Origin of the sequence: Serratia nevei (assembly GCF_037948395.1) — a bacterium.
GTDB classification, from domain to species: Bacteria; Pseudomonadota; Gammaproteobacteria; order Enterobacterales; family Enterobacteriaceae; genus Serratia; species Serratia nevei.
In genome coordinates this window covers 70,672-90,830 of sequence record NZ_CP149941.1, presented here as the reverse complement: position 1 = coordinate 90,830, position 20,159 = coordinate 70,672, and the positions used below count along the sequence as shown (strand labels likewise).

Below are 20,159 nucleotides of genomic sequence, written 5' to 3'. Positions count from 1 at the left end.
TTATTTATTCGTATGTGATCCGTAGCCAGGGAGGCACTTTTGCCAGCAGATTTTTTAAACGCGGAACAACGTGCCAGTTATGGTCAGTTCTCTGGCGAGCCTAATGACATTCAGCTTGCTCGTTTCTTTCTGCTGGACGAAGTGGATATGGATTTCATTAACAACCGGCGCGGAAGGGCAAACCGTCTGGCAGTGGCATTGCTGATTGGCAGCGTTAGATTTCTTGGCACATGGCCTTATGACTTGTCAGCGATCCCGACCAATGTACGGTGGTTTGTTGCCCGACAGTTGGGAATATCCGATACGGGCGTTCTGTCCGACTACTCCAGAAGAGAAACCACGCTGCGTGAACATCAGGCACTGATCCGTCGCCAGTATGGCTATCGTGATTTTTCGTGGCCATGGACTTTCAGATTGAGCCGGTTACTGTTCACCCGCAGCTGGCTTAGCAACGAACGACCGGGTCTGCTTTTCGATCTGGCTACCAGCTGGCTTCTGCAAAATAAAATACTGTTGCCAGGCGTTACCACACTGACCCGCCTGATCTCCGAAATACGTGAAAAATCAGCAGACAGACTCTGGTCACGCCTGTCTGGGCTGGCATCAGGCGAACAGTGCTCATTATTTGAAGAACTGTTACAGGTGCCTGACGGAGTACGCACCTCGCGTTTTGATCAATTAAGAAAAGGTCCTGTAGCCATCAGTGGCCCGGCATTTAATCAGGCCGTTGCGCGCTACCTGAAACTGAAAGCATTTGGCATGCAGGATCTCGACTTCACCGGTATTCCTCCGGTGCGTTTCAATGCACTCGCCCGGTATGCTGATATGATTTCAGTGTACAAAATAGCCCGGATGCCGTCCGAAAGACGAACAGCGATGCTGGTTGCCTTTGTCCGTTCCTGCGAAATATCGGCACTGGATGACGCGCTGGACGTTCTGGATGGGATTATCGCTGATATCGGCCGGGAGGCGAAAAAAATTGGGCAGAAAAAGCGACTGCGGACACTGAAAGACCTTGATAAGTCAGCATTAGAATTGGCACATATCTGCTCGGTGCTCCTGGATGAAAATGTTGACGGTGAGTTGATCCGCTCGACGATATTCGGGAAATTTCCTCCGGCCAAGCTGGCCGATACCATCGCATTTATAAACACCATCGCCCGACCTTCTGACACCGGTTTTCACGATGAAATGGTGGAACAGTATGGAAGAGTCCGCCGCTTTCTTCCCTGTTTGCTGGAGAATATTGAATTCAGCGCCGCTCCGGCAGGTGAAGCAACGCTGGAGGCAATACGCTACCTTGCGGCGATCCGGTCAACCCGGAGACAGCATATTGATGATGCGCCAATGGCGATAATTACTGGCCCCTGGAAACGACTCTGCTATGGCAAAGACGGGCATTTATCCCGACAGGGCTATACCCTTTGTGTTATGAATAAGTTACAGGACAGTTTGCGACGTCGTGATATTTACGTCGCACGGAGCGAGCGCTGGGGAGATCCGCGGGCTAAACTTCTCCAGGGGCAGGACTGGCACACCAACAGAGTGCAGGTATATCGCTCCCTTGGGCATCCCCTCAACGCCGGAGAGGCCGTCAATGCACTGACCCGGCAGCTTGACACTGTGTATCGACAGGTCGCTAAAAATTTTGCCGATAATCAGGCTGTTTCACTGGATTTCACCGGTAAACGTACGAAGCTGACCATTGCTCATCTGAACGGACTGGATGAGCCGCAGACGCTGAAGTTACTCTCGAAACGTATATCTAGCCTGCTGCCAGTTGTCGATCTGACAGAACTCCTTCTTGAGATTAACGCGCATACAGGATTTGCAGATGAATTTACCCATGCAAGCGAGGCGGGCGCGCGTATGGATGACCTGACGGTCAGTATCTGCGCGGTATTGCTGGCTGAAGCCTGTAATATTGGCATGGAGCCCTTTATTCGACCCAATATTCCGGCACTGACCCGTTATCGTCTGAGCTGGACCAAACAAAATTATCTCAGGGCAGAAACGCTGGTAAAAGCAAACGCCAGACTGGTTGATTACCAGTCTACTCTGCCTCTGGCTCAGAAATGGGGCGGTGGTGAGGTTGCCTCAGCTGACGGCATGCGGTTTATTGCCCCGGTACGCACGGTACATGCAGGCCCCAACCGAAAATATTTTGGCTCCAGTCGCGGGATAACCTGGTACAACTTCATTTCAGATCAGTACTCCGGATTTCATGGCGTTGTCGTTCCAGGCACGCTAAGGGATTCCATTTTCGTGCTGGAAGGGCTACTGGAGCAGCAAACCGGGCTAAACCCGACTGAGATAATGACAGATACGGCCGGTTCCAGTGATCTGATCTTTGGTCTTTTCTGGCTGCTGGGCTATCAGTTTTCTCCCCGTCTGGCTGATGCAGGAGCCTCTGTATTCTGGCGTGTGGATAAAGATGCAGATTATGGCGTGCTGAATGATATCGCCCGCAATGCTGCTAATGCCCGGAAGATAGAGCAACACTGGGATGACATGATGCGCATGGCCGGTTCCCTGACGTTGGGGACTATTCGTGCATCAGTTTTGATTCGTTCGTTGCTGAGCAGCGATCGCCCTTCAGGATTAACACAGGCCATTATCGAAGCCGGGAAAATAAATAAGACACTGTACCTGCTGAATTATATTGATGATGAGGATTACCGACGTCGCATCCTGACCCAGCTTAACCGTGGAGAAAGCAGACATGCTGTCGCCAGAGCCATTTGTCACGGACAGAAAGGCGAGATCAGAAAGCGCTATCAGGATGGGCAGGAGGAGCAACTGGGTGCTCTGGGGCTGGTGACCAATGCCGTCGTGCTCTGGAATACCATTTATATGCAGGCCGCACTGACACATTTACGTGATGAGGGCGAAGTCATTAATGAAGAAGATGAAGTCCGGCTTTCACCACTGCGGCATGCGCATATCAATATGCTGGGGCACTATACATTTACGCTTGCGGAACAGGTAACAAAAGGACAGCTAAGGCCACTTAAGAAAGCGGAAGAGAGCGATGAATGGCCTTTATAGTCGCCTTTGCCATGAGAATAAAAAACGACACATTGGTTAAAAAATGTACTTGGCGTACGTTTTCGTACGATTGGGCTTCAGACCCCGCCAAGTACAACTTCGATAACTCTGAGAGTAATAGTTACTACATCAAACTGCGTACAGCAGACGGAGAGAAGTTTGTCTGGGGCAAAGAACTGTCTCGGGTAGTACCGGAGAGTGGCTTGGCCAAAGGCGATATCGTCAAGCTAACCTGGCTCGGCCGCAAAGAGGTCACTGTAGAGGCAAAAATGCGAGACCCACAAGGGGAGGTAGTGGTAGACAAACACGGCGTAGAACAAACGGAGCAGATCACCACGCACCGCAACCATTGGGAAATAAAGCCGGCTATCGACCCCTCATTATTAGTTCGGAACGAACAGCAGTTGGTGCCGCCGGCGGCGCTGCATGCTTATGATATGACGCATTATCACGCACTGCAGCAACAGGTGATCCAGCTGGCAACCGAGGCAAAACTACCTATTCCTCCAATGCCAACACTGCAACAAGAGCTGGTCTGGTTAAAACCTAATGGGGAAGGTACCGAACCTCCGTCAACACGTCCTACAGTTACACCGCTACCGGCCCACACCCAGGATGCAGGCACCGCGCTAATTAAAACACTGGATGCGGAGAAACAACTCAAATTGCTTCTGATCAAAGGGCTCGGCGACTATGTACAGGGAATGGTGAAATATCAGGATGCATATCACCCGGTACTCGGCAAACTTTGTACTCATACCAATGGTCATCGCTATTTGACGCTCAACATTATCACTCCTGAAGGCCTAACACCGATCGGTCATGGTAATGCCATCAACAATGAGGAAGGTGCTAGCAACGCTTTGGTGTTCAATCTCAAAGGCGAAAAAGAGCGGTTGTATGCCCCTCTCGTTGAGCCGGCAAAGTGCCCGCCGGCGCTGCATAAACAACTGGGGTTCACGCGCGAGTACACGCCTCCGGCGCACACCCCGCAGCGCCGGGACGACGAGCCGGAGAATACAGTCAAACCCGCAACCGCATTCCCTCGCCCAGGGGCATAGGAGCTCTCATGATCCGTCAACTTTTCCTGGTCGCATTATTAATTGGCAATGTTTCTCTATCGGCGCACGCCGCCAACTGCCGGGCGGTATCTGCCGCGCAGGTGGGTGCGCAAGCGGGCTATGAACGAGATCGTAAAGCTGCCGAGGCCTGGTCGCAGCGTGAAAACCAAGTATCCGGTGGCTTGCAGCAATGCCTGGGTAGTATCAGCACGGCCATAACAGTACCGACATTTGGTGATCTCAGTGGGATCCTCAATGGCATCAAGGACAAAGTTTGCCGCGCGGTACGTGACAAGATCCAATCTTATATACCCAGTAAAATAGACCCATGGGGCGACCTGTCGTCCCAAACTGGCGGTTTGGTGACAACCCGTTCGATGAACGCGGCGCCAACCTACACGCCAACCACCTACAGCCAGCCTGCTACCGTCGCGCCAACATCGACCGGCAACAGTGGCAATTCCGATGGGTACATTTTCTCCCGATAATCCACCGCGCATTCGCGCGATGTTCAGCCATAAACGCGATCCCCCGTCCAGTTTTCCCCTGCGGCGGGGCTCACCCGTGGACAGTCACCATGAAAAAGCCAGTTACTCCACCTGCGTCTGCAGGTGAAACGCCTTACGCAGCTGCCGTGGCGCAGCATATTGCCAGTCAGCTCAATGCCGATTTTGCCCGTCGTTCTCTGGCGGTTAACTTGTGGCAAAGCGTCACTCTCGTCGTATGCGCGTTTATTATCGCTTTACTGGCGTATGTCGCCTTGCATCCTCCAGTGAAGTATTTCGCCACACAGGATGGGCAGATCACGCCGCTTTATCCCACTGATCAACCAGCCTACAGCGATATCAACGTGACCGACTTTGGCGCACAGGTATTGCGAGAAGCTTTCACGCTCGATTTTGTACATTACCGCAGCCAAATGAATGCGCTACAGGCTCGTTTCTCAGACGATGGGTTCCGCAGTTATTACACCGCCCTGACCACCTCCAACGTTTTGACAGCGGTGAAAGACAAAAAGATGAACATGTCGATTATGACCTCCCCCGGCGTAGTGGTTAGCAAAGGAACGCTCGAGAACGGCATTTATGCCTGGAAGATCCAATATCCGATAAAACTCAAGCTCACCGGCCAAGTGACATCGTTGCCCGAACAGTCATTTGTGATGTCACTACTTATCCAGCGTACCGACCCCCGTCTTAAACACACCGGCATGGAAGTGTCCCAGCTCATTACTTTCGAGGCTAAATAACATGAACCCCCCCCTGACCGGTTTGCTTCTGTTGACCCTGGCGCAAGCTGCAGGCGCGGCTACAACCGAAGTAGCGCCTGCCCCCGCCTGGAAACCGGCACAAACGCTGAGCGTGACACCTGTCAATGCCCCGCAACATGTCCCTGTAACAACAACACCAGAGCCAACAACGCCCTTACCGGAGGATGGCTCGCCACCGCTGCCTTTGCCTGCGCTGGATTATGCCCAAAAACAAATGGCGCCGCTCTCACCACGCGAGGTGGACAGCCTGCGTAATACTTTTGACCAACTTCAACGCAGCGAAAGCCGTTCACCGGTAACAGCGGTGCCGCGGGTTAGCTCTCTGACCGTCAACCTGTCGCCAGGTGCCTCATTGCCGATGCTCCGCGCCCTGCCGAATTTCCCGAGCTCTGTTTCGTTTACAGACGAAACCGGCGCGCCGTGGCCGATTGCCGCACCACCTCTTAATGGCAACAACGCTGGTTTTGAGGTGAATTACATTCCCGACAGCCCAGCCATGTCCGTTCAGGCCCGGCGCGCTTACGACACCGGCAGCGTAACGGTCTATCTGAAGGGATTACCGGTTCCCGTCGTCATAGCACTGACCAGTGGCGAACCGGACAACACCGGCAGGTCCCAGATCACTGACAGCAGCCTAAACCTGAGGCTCCCTCTTCGCGGACCATCGGCAAAACCCCTGCCGATCGCACGCGAGAAAATCAGCCTCGATAATCCTACGCTGCAGGCGTTTCTGGACGGCGTCCCGCCCGATGGCGCCCGTCATCTCAAAACTGGCGGCGGAGTTCCGTTGACTGCCGTTTGGCAGATGGGAGACGACCTCTATATCCGCTCACGAAGCGAATTACGCGATGCATTTGTTGAAACCTCTTCCGCGGCTGACGGCACCCATGTGTGGAAACTGCCGCTCACTCCGGAGGTGGTGTTCTCTGTACAGGGTCGCAATACACCACTGACCATCAATCTGGAGTAACCCTATGGCCATCGAAAAAGATGCGGCGAGCGACGGCAAAAAAAGCCTGCTCCTGCTGTTATCCGGAGGCATCGGCCTACTCGCTCTGTTATTTGTGGGCTGGGGCTATTTGAACCAGCCGGCACCGACCCCATCGCAATACGCTATTAACAACCTAGCCAATAGCGCGCCGGTTACCTCTCAGGAAACAGCGCAATATCAGCAGCTGATCAAAACGGGTAACCGTATTGGTTCAGAAGCAGCAGCTGCCAGCGATGGTAGTTTTATCGCTTCATTGCGCATGAGTGATGTGCAAATCGAAACACCAAATGAGCCGCCTCCGCCGGTAGCCCTTAAAACAACCGCGGAAACCGACACCACCTCAGTTCCTCAGTCTGGGGGAGCCATCCAAGAGGATCAAAAAGCAGCGTTAAAAAGCTATCTGAAGCTGCTCAACGATCGCTGGCGACCGGGCAACATGCAGTTAGCTGGCACCTTTGGGCAGACACCTGCTGCAGGAGAACACGAAGCCGGGGCCGGCAATAACGCTTTCAGTCAGTGGTCGCAGAGTCTGCCTGGAAGAGAGGCAACTGTCGCCTCGGAAGTCCCTCCCTCAGCTCGTACATCTGGTGATGCCGTCATTGTGCCGCCAAACACTCGCCGCCCGGCGGTGGTCGACAATGCCATCGATTCTGACAACCTCAATTCACTGGTGCTGGCCCACATACCAGCCGGCCAGTTGGCCGGTGCAGAATTCACCGCTAAGGGCATACAGTTGGCCGGCGATGGTGTCGTGATCCACTTCACTCGAATGACGCTTAATGGCGTCGACTACCAGGTTGATGCCTACGCGCTGCAGGACGACACCCTGCAATCTACCGTCTCCAGCGACGTCAATAATCGCTACGTCAGTCGTATCTTGCTGCCTGCTTTGGCCATGGGCATAGGAAAAGCCGGTCAGCTGTACGAACAGCAAAATACCCAAATCCTTGCCACCAATGCCGGCACCATCAGCGGCGGTACAGGACAGGTGAAAGGTTCAGCCCTCGCGGGCACCGTCGCTGGCGGTATCGGTACTCAAGCCGGACAGGTGATGGCGGCCGACGCTGCACGGTTACCGGTCAAACAGGTGAAAGTCTTCAAAAACCAAACCATCGCGATTCATTTCATGAAAGGCGTATACGCCAGCGATCGCATCAATCGGGATGCTATTACCACATCCCTCGCAGGAGAGCGTTAATGTCTAAGTCTCATTTCGACCTGAATAACCCGCCCCCGGACGAGCAACTGGATGAACCAATCGAGGCAGAGACTCCGATCGTTCGTAAGCCTTCAGAACCACGGCTGATCACATTGCCCTTGGGCTTAAAAGTTACACGTCTTCAGATGATCGCCCTAATAATCGCGCTGTTAGCCATAGTCACCTACGGTGTGCTACGCAACACACCACAGTCCAGTCGTAGTAACGGCGGCACCCAATTCGTGACTCAAGAGACACCAATACAGCCCACGCCAACTCCAGCGCCAGCAGCACCCCAGTCCCCCCCAGCAGGAGTGCATATCGAATCAGCAGATCGCGAACTTGAACCTCTCGGTGAAACCGCATCGCTAACTAACGTCGAGGACAATGCGCAGCAGGCAACGGCACAAGCTCTAGACAACGTGTGGGTATACGCTCGCGATAATCGAGAAGGTCTCAAATCACTGGATCAGCGCTTGCGTGCTCTTGAGCAGCAAGTTGCTGCTCAAGCTGTAAGACAGCCCCAACCTGCTGCGGTTATGCCTGCCGCTAAACCAATCGGAAATACTGCTTCACGTCGCTCAAACGCGAACCACAGCCTCAAAGGAGCCTCGATAACCAGTCTGTATCCGGACCTGGCCTGGGTGACTTATCAGGGGAGCAGTTGGGCATTACGACCAGGCGATTCCCTGGGGCGCGCAACAGTACTGCGTATCGATACTGAAAAACATGAGGTGATCACCTCCGCCGGAACCATTCGGTAAGGAACGCTATGGATTTGGTCCAGATGCTGGCCAACGCAGTCAACAATGTGACAGACGTCGGTATTCGCCTGGTACTGGCGATCGGTTTAGTTGGTGGGTTGGTCATGATGGCCATGCACTTGAGCAGCATCGCCGGCAAAGCTCGACGCGGGCAGGTACAAGACGGCGCCGGCAAAATTGTCACCGTTGTCGTGATGTGCGGTGCCACTATCGCCCTTCACCAGGTGATGAACGCTACATCAAACCAGATGGCGCTCGGTAGCGTTACCTTTGGCGCCATCGCCTATGTCTCCGAAGGAAAATACGGCCCGGCCGCCACGGCCATCAACGCAACCCTGACCTTGTTACAACTGGTCGGCGTAATTTACGCGCTACAGGGGCTTTTGCGCCTGCGGCGTTCACAGAAAGACGGCCACACCGGGCTCAGTGCCGGTGATGACGTTGTTAGCGGCGCAAAGCGTCTGATCATCGGCACTATGCTCGCCGCCAATCCGCGTGTACTCGATGCACTGCAAAACACTCTTAATATCCATTGGTAAAACTACGAGGTAGAAATGAACGTTCTGAAATCCCTGAAAAATGCTCCCCTGCACGCGGCAGTCAAAATCTATATGGTGGCCGATGCCCTTCGTCGACATATCGCCAGTATTCTGGCAGCAGTGATTAGTATGGTCGTTGCCCCGCTGGCTCATGCGGACGATGATCTTGCTGGATCAATCGAAGCCATGCTTAACGGAGTAACCTCCCTGAAAGACCCGTTTGTTAAATCTATCGGTGTGATCGGCCTGCTATGTATAGCTGCAGGAATTATCATGATGATCTCTAAGAAGAATAATCCTCAGATTAAAGTTTCTCATATCATGATTGCAATTGTAGCCGGCGCTGCATTATTGGCACTTGACCAGGTCGCAAACCGCAGTCAGAAACAGATGGGAATGCAGCCCGTAACTGCTGGTTAATTGTTCCAGGCCATCCCGTTCGGGATGGCCTTCCTGCTACCAGGATCTCTGGAAATATTCATGCTTATTTTCTCCATCTCCCGGCGAATTACCGGGCATGCTCTCACACCTGCGCAGCGCGATGCATTGGACGATCAGGCTCGCCGTGGCGGTCATAGCTGTGACTATTGCGGTTATTCATCACCACACAACAGGGCCGTGTTTAGGGACACCAATCCATTGAATACTGCCCAGGACAACCTGGGGGTCGCAGATCCAATTTGCGAAGCCTGGCAAAAACTCGACTCTGTTTCTGCCGAAGCGGGTGTGATGGTTTATCTGCCTGCTTTGGCTCCGGAAGATGCAAATCATCTGCAGCGGGCTATCGTGCAGGCATTATCCTCCACCGACGATGAATATCGCAGCGACGCACAAGCGTTACTGGACTGGCTGACAACCCACGACAGTCCCGTCAAACAAGCTTGGGGCACCACACACCCGCAAGCGTTCGCCCAGGCTCTGAGCAGACTGGATGAGGAAGGTCGACAAACTGCAGCGGAGCGCTGGCAACATCTCGCGTTAGTGTTACATCCCGCACGTATAAAAGACTGGCTGGCCACTGACGGTCTTGAAGCGGGAACAACCTGGTGGCGCGCTTTCTATCACGACTATCTGTCCCGGAGTTAACTGTGATTATCGATAAAATCGAAGATCTCTTTGCTTATTTCTCCCGTTATGTTCTAGGCCGCGATTTCGCACAGTATTGTGACCTGCGTACCGTCATCGGCCTGACACCAGACGACAAAATCCGACACCCCTCACTTGATGCTCCCTACATACACGTCACTAAAACTAACGACTATGCCAGCACATTTGAGATCCTAGGAGCTTTTCGCGAGTTCAGTGAGGCAGTTCCCCAGCACGAAAATGAAACACCGACGCCGGACAGCTTCCTGCGCTTCGTTCTGAAATTACGCGATGCATTGACCGGCGATTTCAAAAGCCTGGGTCATAAAATCAGCATCGTTTTCGAACGCGATCCAACGCGCAGCGCCGAAGAAATCACTCGTCTCGTTGAACCGCAACGACGCGCCTACCGGAAGCTTGGTCTGGCTCTCGATGACCTGGTCGATGAGCAAATCGTCAAACTCACGCCGTATGTCGCCCGCGAACGAGTCTGGCTTACTGTGTATTCCGCCATTGGCGCTCTGCCGCTCAGTGAACGTAGAGAAGAAATACAGCGGCAGAATACTCAATTCAAAAATCTTCCTGAAGCCCGTTTCGGGCAAAACCCGATTTACGCCGAGTTTGAAGGCCTTAAGCTGCGCCACGACGCATTTATCGATAAGCTGGCCACTGATTTGGCCGACGGCAACGACGGCGTGATGGTTCGATTGCTTGACGCCTATGAAGCTGGCCATGTGATCCGCGATGAAATAGAGCGGCTGAGTACCCATGAAGAGTGGCGCCCCCTGCTGCCAGGCGATCGCGTGATCCCTCAAGGAAAATTGCGCGGCGACGATATCAGCGCAGCCCTGGCGCCGCACTTGAATTTCCAGTTCTGCGACACCGAGGTCGACACCCACGGCAGTCTTATAGAGGTCGACGGACTCTATCACGGTCAGTTGGCCATGACGCTGGCACCTCAGCGCCCCGAATCCTTTGCCCAGCTGTTCACCAAAGTACCACGGCAGCTACCCTGGCGCTTGCGTCTGGACTTGATGCCCGGCGGCGGTGAGGCTTTGGAAAAAAAGCAGCAGCTACTGTCGTTTGCTGCCTTCGTCCCTAAACTACGAGATATTTACGACTCCATTTCATGGTTGATGGCGCAGCACAAGAAAGAGCCTGTTTGTATGATGAGTATCACCGCCAGTACCTGGGACGCAGACAAAAGCCGTTTGAAACGCAATCTGACGTTACTGCAAAAAGCAATCCAGAGCTGGGGTGTTACAACAGTGACCCGTACTTTCGGCGATCCCATTCGTGCCTGGGTCAACACTCTACCTATGGTGTCTAGTTTCAGCGCGCCAACGTTAATGTACCCCCCTTTGTCTGAAGCGTTAAAACTGATGCCGCTGCAACGGCCAGCGAGCCCCTGGGGTAACGAAGGCAACGCAATTTTCCAGACCGTCGACGGCAAGCCTTATCCGATCGGCTTGGGCAGTTCATTGCAGGAAAAGCACACCGAGTTGCTCGCAGGGCCTCCAGGTTCGGGCAAATCCCTGTTAGCGAACAGCCTTCACCTCGATGCTCTCACTAACGGTAATACTGATCTGCCGTTTATGGCTTTCATTGACAAAGGCTTTACCGCTCAGGGCTTTTACGATCTGGTCTATGACAGCCTACCCCACGGACAAAAGGACAAAATTGCCAGTATTATTCTGCGTAATACAGCAGATTTCTGCCGCAATCCGTTCGATATCCAACTTGGACTTAAAGCCCCAATTAGCACTGAACGTGACTACTTGCTCGGCCTGTTGACCAGCCTGTGTATCGATCCACAGCTGGGCACTGCACCTGATGCCCCATCATGCAGACAGATCCTGACACGCGCTATTGAGATGGTGTACCGCAAGAACAGCGACATTGAACCGGTACGTTATGGAGCATCATTGGTTCCGGAGGTTGATGCCGCGCTGGAAACAAGCGGCTGTTTGAATCGCTATGATGCCGCTTGGTGGGAGATCGCTACCTGGTACGAAGTCCGCGATATGCTGTTCACTGCCGGCTGCGTTGCCGAGGCTGCGTTAGCACAGGCTCAAGCTGTACCTGAGCTCAACGACCTGCAGGGGGCGCTAAACAGCGAGGAAATGCGCAATGTCTTCGCTAACGTCAACCGTCCCGGATCGGATGAGTCATTACTGCATTATGTGTCACGCTGTCTGACACAGGCACTGTTCGATTACCCGTTGATATCGGGGCGCACGCGGTACTCCATCAACCCAAATACGCGCATTCGTATCGTCGACGTTAACAACGTAGCCGGCAATCAAACTCCGGAAGGTAAAATCAAGACAGGTATCATGTATCAGTTCGCCCGCCATCTGGCCGGCGCTAACGACTTCTATCTGCCACAGTACCAGGATGAACTCTACAATCATCTGGATCCACGTTATGTACCACTACATCGAAAACGCATCGAACAACTGGATCAGGAGGTCAAACTCATCTTTATCGATGAGCTGCATAACATCAGAGGTATCGACATTTTGTGGGATGCACTCGAAACCGAAGATCGCGAGAAAAGAAAATTCGGTATCCGCACGGTGTTCGCTTCGCAATATTTGGATGATTACCCGCAGACAATCCTGGAATCCGCCAACTCCCTGTACCTGATGCGGGTAAGGACTAAGGACTTCCCTATTCTGCAGGAAACTTTCAAGGTGCCGCGTACCACACTAAATAGGTTGCTCAACACAACCCGCGGCGCCGCGCCGGATGGAAGTGGCGTCACGTTTCTGGCCGTTTTCCAAACCACCAATGGCAACGTGGCTCAGCTGCTCAAAAACACCGCAGGGCCACTGCGGCTCTGGGCATTAAACTCGACCCCGGTAAACCGCGCTCTACGCAACATGCTGTATGACGCGTTGGATGGCCAAACGGCCCGACGTTTGTTGGCCAAAACCTTCCCAGGCGGTTCAGCAGAAAAACATATTGCGATGATGAAAAAGCGCGCCGGCAATGACGATGAAAGCGGCGCCATTCGTCAACTGGCCAACGACATGCTGGCAAGCCTCGGCTATGTGCAGGGGGATGCAGCATAAGGAGCAACCATGCGCCTTTATCACTGGTATATCCGTGCTTTCCTCCGCAGACCTAACCTCCACATCCTCGCTTACAACACTATTTTTTGGGCCGCGCTATTTGCCGGTATTTTCTTGAGGACGCTTTGAAATGAAATCATACCCTCCTGCCATGAGGCTTTCCCCTCTGGTCGTGCTGGTACTCTCCGCATTAGCTTCTCCAGCGCACGCTGTCTCCGTTGTCGTAACCTCTAGCGTTCCCATTGAGACACAGGTCGTTCCGGTCCTTGGGCAGATGAGCGGTACATTGACAGGGATGGCTGCTACACAGCAGCAGATCGGAGCCGCCATCAACCAAAACGGCGGCAAGATCGCCACGCAAATCGAACAGGCAGCACAAGCACAACGCGATCAAGATATTTTTGCTCGTCAAACCGAACGCCTCGAGCGATCGCGCCGAACCTATACCATACCGGATAGCCTGTGTACTGAATCTGGTTCTGGCATGGTCACACAAGTTCAAAGTCGCGCTCGCGCGCGACAAAGTGCGCTGTCGCGGGGCCAGGGAATCAACAATGCCATGATCCGCCAAGGATGGACCGCCCCGGCTCCAGCACCAGAACAGACAGCCTTTCGGGCCGCAGGCGTACATGCCGATTACTGCGATGCCACCGATATGGCTGCTTACGGCGGCACGGGAGTATGCACCCGCCTATCTGAATTGCCAGGGGGTGATAAGCGGTTTACGTCTCTACTCGATGGTGCTGGCGCTGAAGGCAAAGCGCCTGATTTAACCTTCGATCAGAAACAGACCGACGCAGCAATGGCTTACGCACTTAACAGTGCTCCAGCCTCGGCCGGGAAACAGCTCAGTAAAGGCGAAGTAAAAAGCGCCTCCGGCCGCCAATATATAGGCCTGATGACGCAGTACGAAGCAGTGAACACAGCGGCACGCGAACCCATGTTGGCCATGGTGGCCTCCAGTCAACCCAGTGAAGCAACACGCGAGGTGCTGAAAGAAGTGATGCAGACCCCATCAGCTGCCGCCTACTTCAACCAGACAGCATCTGATGAAGCCAGGCGTACCGGGATGATGTCGGAGCGGGAATTTGAGCAGTTCGACGTAGGTCGGCGCTATGCCAACACCGACTATCAAACCGACCTGCAGGCGATGGACGGCGACAACCTGGCGCGCGAATCTATCCGTGTGCAAGCGCAACAAAACTGGTTGCTGTTGGGGATAAAGCAGCAGCTGCAAAAAGGCAACGTCCTGCAAGGCCAACAACTGGGCCTAAATGCCAACGAGGTTTATCGTCCACAACTGCAGGCCAAGCTGCACGAACTCAGCGCCGGAGGGGCTCGTAATGACTGACCAATCCCCGAAATCTAAAACGTCTTGGAAGCGCGCCAGCAAGGGACTGTATTTCACTGCAAATCTGTTCCTACCGTTATCGGAACTACGTTACGCGGCGACTAAAATTGGCCCTTCACTCGCCAATAACTTGAAGCGCAGTCTGATGCTTACTTACGGCTACCGGATTGAACATCAACAGACACTCCCCGCGCTACAGTTTGAGGAGGCAGTGGCCGCCAGCGGCGAGTCTGTGATCACCTTGATAAACAGATTCAGGCGCCGCAAGCATCTGTGTCTCGCTCTTGGTGCAGTACCAATACTGATCGCTTTGTCGGTCGTTCTGCTGGTTCTGGGCAGCGAGATATTTACCCCAACTCTGCTGATCCGGACCGCAACACTGTGTTTTACACTGTTCGCTTTGGCAGCGATACCATTACTACAAGCGTTTATTTCCACCTGGCGGCTATGGCAATTACGCAATCAACGCCTTTCCAAGGAGGAAGCCGGCAGCCTGACCGACTTTCTGCGGGAAAACACCTGGTGGCAAGTTCTTCTACGGTACGAACGCCCGATCCAATAACTTCCTCTTGCCTGTTTACGTCAGGCACTCCGACTGGTGAAATCTTATGAATGCCTTTCGAAAACTTGCAGCAGGCCTGTTGTTGGGCCTGTTCTGCCTTTGCGCGCACGCGGATTCCGCAGTCAGCTTCAGCACCATCGAGCAGGCGGCTAAACGCACCGATGATCTGTCTCGTCAGGCATTGGTTATGATTTTTGGTGACGTTGTCACCAACCCGTTATCTACCGAAACCAGCATGGTCGGTGAACTGTTCTTTGTTTTTAACGGTATCGTCATGGCGATCGCCGTGGTGTGGTTCCTGGTGGTCACCCTCACGCACCTGGTCAAGGCCGGCCAGCGCGGCAAAGTATTCAGCCAAGGGAGCTCAATGGTCGGTCCCGTCAGCACAGCAGCCGGGTTCATGACCTTGGTGCCAACCGTGTCAGGCTGGTCTATCGCTCAACTGATATTTTTGTGGGCGGCATCCGTTATGGGCATTGGCAGCGCGAACGTGGTAACCGACCGCACGGTCGATCTTCTCAAGGACGGCTACAGCCTAGTCGTACAGCCCGTGGCACCGCAAACTGTCAGTGCCGCGCGAACCATCTATGAAATGAACCTGTGCATGTACAGTATCAACACCGAACTGCGTGACATGTATCAGCAATACGGCCAGGCTGGCACACCACTAATGGGCATCAAGACCCTGACCGATGGTTTTGAGATCGGCAACGGGAGTGCATTGTGCGGCGCAGCTCGGCTGCCGGAAAGCCTCGCCGACAAAACCACTGGCTGGTTGTTCCCTGCCCCTGTAAACACAGAAAGCATTATCAGCGCACAACGGAGCGCCATGAATGAAATGCAAAACAACCTGTCGACAGCCGCCGCTCAGTTTGTAACGGCATTAGTCAACAAGCAGAACAGTGGGACTGGCGCGCTCCCGGACGCCGAAACTGACATCCAAAGGGCCGCACAGGCCTACGAAAATCGCATCAATCAAACCCTAAACGCTCAAGGCCAAACCAGCGAACTGGCTGATGTATTGGCCGCTCAGTTGAAGAAAAGCGGGTGGCTTGCCCTCGGATCGTGGTATCAAACATTTGCCACTGCAAATAATAAAATTAACGATGCCGTACAGCTAAAACCCGTGATTACTGGTCGTTCTGGAATTGGAGAAGTTGGCGTAAGCGATCTATTTAATAATGTATTCACCGTATATCGAACTCAAAAGCAAAATACTTCTTTTGTACCTCCACTCGGGACAGAAAGCGCTAAAGATACCCAGCAATCCTTAGATGCATCTGAGGCCAGTGCAGTTTTTGTCGGTTTTTTGAACTCCCCCATGCAGAAATTAGCGAACGCTATCGCGACATCAGAGTTAGGCAGTGACTTTGGTACTGGAAACCAAATGAACCCAATGCTGAAAATGAAATTTGTTGGTGATATCACGTTAGGCGGAGCCGAAGCTGCACTAGGCATATTCACTGGTGCGAAAATTCTTGCTGCAGTTTCCACTGAAGGTTTTTGGGGTCAATTAGCCAGCGCCTTTTCAGGTAATGCTACTCAAGGTATCGCTGCTGGGTTGGATGCCCTTTCTCCGATTGTTTACTTTATTCTGTTCTTGTTGTTCGGAATTGGTTTTAGCCTGTCAATCTACCTGCCATTTATACCATTCATCTATTGGCTAACAGCGGCGGCTAACTGGATAGTCAGTGTATTTGTTGGCGTCACTGGTGGTACATTATGGGCGGCAACTCATATCGGTACAGAAGGAGATAGGGGCCATCGCTCTGCATATGGATATATATTTCTCATTGACGTTATGATTAGGCCAATGTTAATGGTTTTCGGATTTATCTTTGCAAGCATAACGTTGATCGTAATGGGTACACTACTCAACCTCATGCTAGGGCCTGCCATTGCGAACGTTCAAGCAAACTCTATTACCGGAATATTTTCTTTAATTGGTATTCTCACTCTTTATGCTCGCATATGTACCACTACAGTTACCCGTGTATTCGGATTGCAAGTGACCATGCCTGACTACATCATCTCATGGCTCGGCGGTCGTGAAGCTGCAAGCATTCTTGGTGGTATGGTTGAATCAACAAAAAGTATCTTTGCCGGCTTTTCAAATGGACTACAAAGATCTCCTGGTGTAAGATCTAATATGAGAAGTAACAACAATGGAAATGGGGATGGTATAAAATGACGAAATACCAAAATCACTTAAGGACACTCTTTTTACTTTTTACTTTAACCTCTGGTGTAGGCTGCCTACTCTTTTCAATGGTTCTTTTTATCGTATCCGACGCAAGAAGCAACCCATCGTGGCCTTACATCTTCCTGGCAATTGGCGTAACGTTCATTTATGCATTTGCGAAAGTGCAAGAAAAATCAAAATCAAAAACACGTAACGCAATCGAAGCCTTCAAGTGCAATGAGTTTTCTCCAACCAAAGAGTATGAACTCAAAACCCTGGATGCAGGTAAATACTTAGGTATTGATGTTAGAAGCGGAACCATACTGTTGGTGTCAACTACTGAGTCCATTTACCGAGGAAAGACGATACTCGAACTTTCAGGGTATGAGTGCAATGGAAATTCGCTCACACTGAAGTTTAATGACGTTTACTTCCCCTACTTCCGCATCAGTGCAGGAACGGAAAGTAAATGCATGAACTTTGGTCGCAAGTTGGATGCTTTACTGTCGTCGTCTTATCGGCCAGAAAAAGACTCCGGAAACACTTTCAACGAGTTTGTGAAACAAAAATCCTTGGCTTATTAACTCATTTTTAATATTTAAACTCAACTCATAGTCTAGAGCGCCTTTCCTGGCGCTCTCTCTTTTCCAACTTCCCTGTTTGGTGCAACCTCTTATTTAAATCTCGTCATTTTCACTATGACGGGGTTTAAACATATTGGAGTAATTCATGAACACCAAAAGTCAACTTCAGCCCAATGCCGGTAACGAGCAAGGGCTTATGTTGCTGTTCGTTGCCGCTTTGGCAGCATTACTGCTTTGGATTTATCAACCCCCCATAATGTATGGGTGCTGTTGGCTGCTCTATCAACTGTGGTCGCTGTGTGACTACCCTCGTTTCCATAACCAGGTCGCTGAAAAGCTCAACCTTCTTGCTTGGGCAGGCAGTCAAGTCAATCAACTATCATGGGGTAAGTTTATCGACGTTATGAATAATACTGCGGGGATCTTAATGGTGCCGATGGCCATGATTGTTTTGGGCGGACTGCTCATGGTGCGCAATCATCCGCGGAATCGGACTCGACGCCATATTGATGTCTATTCCTTGCCCCATATCATGGCGCGCTTTTCTCCAAGCATCATACCGGCACTCTGCTATGGCGATAAAAAGACACAGTTGCTGAACGTTGATCCGCCAGAACATCGCAGCGCCCAGTGGCCGGAAGAATTTGCCGTTGAACACAAGCTGATTATTGGTGATCGCCTTGATGCCCATAGAACACAAACTGCGTTTGAGTGCCAACTTGGCACTCCGTTAGAAAGCTTTTCCAGCTTTAGCACCCATGAGCGAGCTCTGGTTGCCATATTTGGCCTAGTCGCATTTCTAAACGATCGCAAAGCTGCTGAAGCTCTGCTCGATAGCCTGAACCGTTCATGCCTTATCAAAAGCAGGCGGGACAAAGGACAAAGGGGATATCCTCTACTCCAGCTCGCCAACAAGGCATTCGGAAAAGTAACGCAGACACCAGCTGCTCAAGATTGGCTTCACCAACATTCAACAACACGTACCGCGCTTTATGCCTTACATAACCGGGATATGCGCCTGCCATGCGCTCGATTTCGTTGGCTCAAAGGTCTCGATCGGCCACTTTGGTACACCCTGGCCTCAACGGGACGCCCGAAGGCCTTTATTGAAGGTGCAGGAGTCATTGCAGTCGCTAACTGGGAAACCGTTGTAGCTCAGATGGAGGAACGCCTTCACACATCAATCCCCGTGCCGGAAAACAGGATGGATAAAGCCATTAAAGGCCTGGAGGACGAACTTCGCAGTGTCGGGTTGATCATCGATAATCGCACGACGAATACCTCTGTCCTCAGTGAACAGGTCTTCGATGAAGATGAAGATGAAGATACTCCAATCGTGATATTGCAGCCTCTAGCGGACACTACGGTGAAAACTGCCAGCGAAACAGCACCACTGCAGACGAAAGCCACTATCCCTGGAGCGAATACCTCCCCCCCAAAACCAGGCCGCGCCCACTTCATTCCTCGGGCGAGATAAGCCCACACAATAGAGCCAATGACAATGAAATCGAATTATACTGCTTCACTGCAGGGCAGAACCTTGTCCGTATTTAATCACAAACAAGAAAACGACCAGGTGGTCGCCATACTCGATCCCGGTCCGTATCCTCGTTTCTACCTAAAAGATGACGCCATTTGGCACGATAATCGTGACCTTGGCCCAGCGGCAATCCTACAGGGCTGTGGAACGAAGGATGCTGCTGAGATGCTTCACGCGATTAATGCAGCGTTACTACACCGACGCCAAGCATATCGCCGCTGCTGGAAACGATTAGGTTACATGATGAGCGCCATAGCCCTCAGCATGGCTATAGCAGGCTCCTGGTATTCGAATCAACTGAGGGATATGTCAGCACCACTAACGCAGCACGTTACGCCAAACACGCTGGAGAATGCCGTTGCTGCAACCCCACAGCCGGAATTGAAAGTAACAGCAGACCAGTACCAGGCCGTTGCCAAGGCACTACGTAATGCGGCAAAAACAGGGCAGTACACCATTCCCCTATCCAGTGGGCATCAGCGTACCCTCTACGTTTTTGCCGATCCGTTATGTCACAACTGCCAAATTATTGAGCCGGCCCTGGAAGCGCTCTCCGAAAGACTCAATATTGAGATCTTCCCGGTCACACTCGTCGGAAAACAGCAAACCGTCGACCAAGTGAGCCCTGTGCTTTGCCAGGCACCGCAATATCGGCGCCAATTATGGAAACAACTTTTCCAGGCTGATGCAGGCATTTCACCTGGTGAAAACACTGAATCAAACATAACCTGTGATGCCGGTAATCAGGCAATCGCCAAAAACGATCAGGCCTTCGACATCTACAATTTGCCGGGCACCCCCTCACTGATCGCAGATGATGGACGCTATATCCCGTTGTCATCCCTGAAAAGCGATGAAGCTCTAGATGCATTCCTCAGCCAAACCATCGTCACCCCATAATTGTTC

General features: G+C 52.3%; 17 protein-coding genes. All 17 read left to right on the top strand.

The genetic code is table 11. The annotated features are described in order from the left end of the window. Positions 1-39: 39 nt before the first annotated feature. The 17 genes from V8N38_RS25920 to V8N38_RS25840 all read left to right on the top strand — a co-directional run bounded on the left by V8N38_RS25920 (position 40) and on the right by V8N38_RS25840 (position 20,153). Entirely contained in the window at positions 40-3,048 is a 3,009-nt protein-coding gene (locus V8N38_RS25920) for a Tn3 family transposase (RefSeq protein ID WP_147840398.1), read from the top strand. Beyond that, positions 3,036-4,109, top strand: a complete 1,074-nt coding sequence (locus V8N38_RS25915) for a hypothetical protein (protein ID WP_149506052.1) — start codon at positions 3,036-3,038, stop codon at positions 4,107-4,109. The genes V8N38_RS25920 and V8N38_RS25915 overlap by 13 nt, the downstream gene beginning before the upstream one ends. A gap of 8 nt (positions 4,110-4,117) precedes the next feature. Next, on the top strand, positions 4,118-4,597 hold the full coding sequence (locus V8N38_RS25910) for a hypothetical protein (protein ID WP_129993771.1): 480 nt from the start codon (positions 4,118-4,120) through the stop codon (positions 4,595-4,597). 89 nt (positions 4,598-4,686) lie between these two features. Beyond that, the gene (locus V8N38_RS25905; protein ID WP_129993772.1) at positions 4,687-5,358 is read left to right on the top strand and encodes a DotI/IcmL/TraM family protein; all 672 of its coding nucleotides are present in this window, start codon (positions 4,687-4,689) and stop codon (positions 5,356-5,358) included. A 1-nt stretch (position 5,359) separates the two neighbouring features. Next, the gene (locus V8N38_RS25900) at positions 5,360-6,349 is read left to right on the top strand and encodes a DotH/IcmK family type IV secretion protein (RefSeq protein ID WP_129993773.1); all 990 of its coding nucleotides are present in this window, start codon (positions 5,360-5,362) and stop codon (positions 6,347-6,349) included. 4 nt (positions 6,350-6,353) lie between these two features. Further along, entirely contained in the window at positions 6,354-7,568 is a 1,215-nt protein-coding gene (gene traO, locus V8N38_RS25895) for a conjugal transfer protein TraO (RefSeq protein ID WP_129993774.1), read from the top strand. After that, positions 7,568-8,332, top strand: a complete 765-nt coding sequence (locus V8N38_RS25890; RefSeq protein ID WP_129993775.1) for a hypothetical protein — start codon at positions 7,568-7,570, stop codon at positions 8,330-8,332. The genes traO and V8N38_RS25890 overlap by 1 nt, the downstream gene beginning before the upstream one ends. Positions 8,333-8,340: 8 nt before the next feature. Then, on the top strand, positions 8,341-8,871 hold the full coding sequence (gene traQ / locus V8N38_RS25885; protein ID WP_128884978.1) for a conjugal transfer protein TraQ: 531 nt from the start codon (positions 8,341-8,343) through the stop codon (positions 8,869-8,871). Between the two features lie 15 nt (positions 8,872-8,886). Beyond that, the gene (locus V8N38_RS25880; protein WP_129993776.1) at positions 8,887-9,291 is read left to right on the top strand and encodes a DUF6750 family protein; all 405 of its coding nucleotides are present in this window, start codon (positions 8,887-8,889) and stop codon (positions 9,289-9,291) included. 60 nt (positions 9,292-9,351) lie between these two features. After that, positions 9,352-9,957 (top strand): hypothetical protein, encoded by a 606-nt coding sequence (locus tag V8N38_RS25875; RefSeq protein ID WP_129993777.1) that lies wholly within the window; start codon positions 9,352-9,354, stop codon positions 9,955-9,957. Between the two features lie 2 nt (positions 9,958-9,959). After that, positions 9,960-13,034: an ATP-binding protein gene (locus V8N38_RS25870; protein WP_129993778.1), complete on the top strand. Its 3,075-nt coding sequence runs from the start codon at positions 9,960-9,962 to the stop codon at positions 13,032-13,034. Between the two features lie 130 nt (positions 13,035-13,164). Beyond that, the gene (traW, locus tag V8N38_RS25865; protein ID WP_129993779.1) at positions 13,165-14,385 is read left to right on the top strand and encodes a conjugal transfer protein TraW; all 1,221 of its coding nucleotides are present in this window, start codon (positions 13,165-13,167) and stop codon (positions 14,383-14,385) included. Further along, entirely contained in the window at positions 14,378-14,947 is a 570-nt protein-coding gene (gene traX / locus V8N38_RS25860; RefSeq protein ID WP_129993780.1) for a conjugal transfer protein TraX, read from the top strand. Before traW ends, traX begins: the two co-directional genes overlap by 8 nt. Positions 14,948-14,993: 46 nt before the next feature. Beyond that, a complete protein-coding gene (locus tag V8N38_RS25855; RefSeq protein ID WP_129993781.1) occupies positions 14,994-17,138 on the top strand; it encodes a DotA/TraY family protein in 2,145 nt (714 codons plus the stop codon). Further along, complete coding sequence (locus V8N38_RS25850; RefSeq protein WP_129993782.1) at positions 17,135-17,713, top strand: hypothetical protein; 579 nt, start codon at positions 17,135-17,137, stop codon at positions 17,711-17,713. The genes V8N38_RS25855 and V8N38_RS25850 overlap by 4 nt, the downstream gene beginning before the upstream one ends. Positions 17,714-17,858: 145 nt before the next feature. Further along, positions 17,859-19,190: a conjugal transfer protein TrbA gene (locus tag V8N38_RS25845; protein ID WP_147840675.1), complete on the top strand. Its 1,332-nt coding sequence runs from the start codon at positions 17,859-17,861 to the stop codon at positions 19,188-19,190. Between the two features lie 24 nt (positions 19,191-19,214). After that, positions 19,215-20,153 (top strand): hypothetical protein, encoded by a 939-nt coding sequence (locus V8N38_RS25840; RefSeq protein ID WP_129993783.1) that lies wholly within the window; start codon positions 19,215-19,217, stop codon positions 20,151-20,153. Positions 20,154-20,159: the final 6 nt, after the last annotated feature.

Bases quoted from the DNA above. Each gene is read 5' to 3' on its own strand.
- V8N38_RS25915 (WP_149506052.1), top strand. From the start codon at position 3,036: ATGGCCTTTATAGTCGCCTTTGCCATGAGAATAAAAAACGACACATTG.
- V8N38_RS25910 (WP_129993771.1), top strand. From the start codon at position 4,118: ATGATCCGTCAACTTTTCCTGGTCGCATTATTAATTGGCAATGTTTCT.
- V8N38_RS25905 (WP_129993772.1), top strand. From the start codon at position 4,687: ATGAAAAAGCCAGTTACTCCACCTGCGTCTGCAGGTGAAACGCCTTAC.
- V8N38_RS25900 (WP_129993773.1), top strand. From the start codon at position 5,360: ATGAACCCCCCCCTGACCGGTTTGCTTCTGTTGACCCTGGCGCAAGCT.
- traO (WP_129993774.1), top strand. From the start codon at position 6,354: ATGGCCATCGAAAAAGATGCGGCGAGCGACGGCAAAAAAAGCCTGCTC.
- V8N38_RS25890 (WP_129993775.1), top strand. From the start codon at position 7,568: ATGTCTAAGTCTCATTTCGACCTGAATAACCCGCCCCCGGACGAGCAA.
- traQ (WP_128884978.1), top strand. From the start codon at position 8,341: ATGGATTTGGTCCAGATGCTGGCCAACGCAGTCAACAATGTGACAGAC.
- V8N38_RS25880 (WP_129993776.1), top strand. From the start codon at position 8,887: ATGAACGTTCTGAAATCCCTGAAAAATGCTCCCCTGCACGCGGCAGTC.
- V8N38_RS25875 (WP_129993777.1), top strand. From the start codon at position 9,352: ATGCTTATTTTCTCCATCTCCCGGCGAATTACCGGGCATGCTCTCACA.
- traW (WP_129993779.1), top strand. From the start codon at position 13,165: ATGAAATCATACCCTCCTGCCATGAGGCTTTCCCCTCTGGTCGTGCTG.
- traX (WP_129993780.1), top strand. From the start codon at position 14,378: ATGACTGACCAATCCCCGAAATCTAAAACGTCTTGGAAGCGCGCCAGC.
- V8N38_RS25855 (WP_129993781.1), top strand. From the start codon at position 14,994: ATGAATGCCTTTCGAAAACTTGCAGCAGGCCTGTTGTTGGGCCTGTTC.
- V8N38_RS25850 (WP_129993782.1), top strand. From the start codon at position 17,135: ATGACGAAATACCAAAATCACTTAAGGACACTCTTTTTACTTTTTACT.
- V8N38_RS25845 (WP_147840675.1), top strand. From the start codon at position 17,859: ATGAACACCAAAAGTCAACTTCAGCCCAATGCCGGTAACGAGCAAGGG.
- V8N38_RS25840 (WP_129993783.1), top strand. From the start codon at position 19,215: ATGAAATCGAATTATACTGCTTCACTGCAGGGCAGAACCTTGTCCGTA.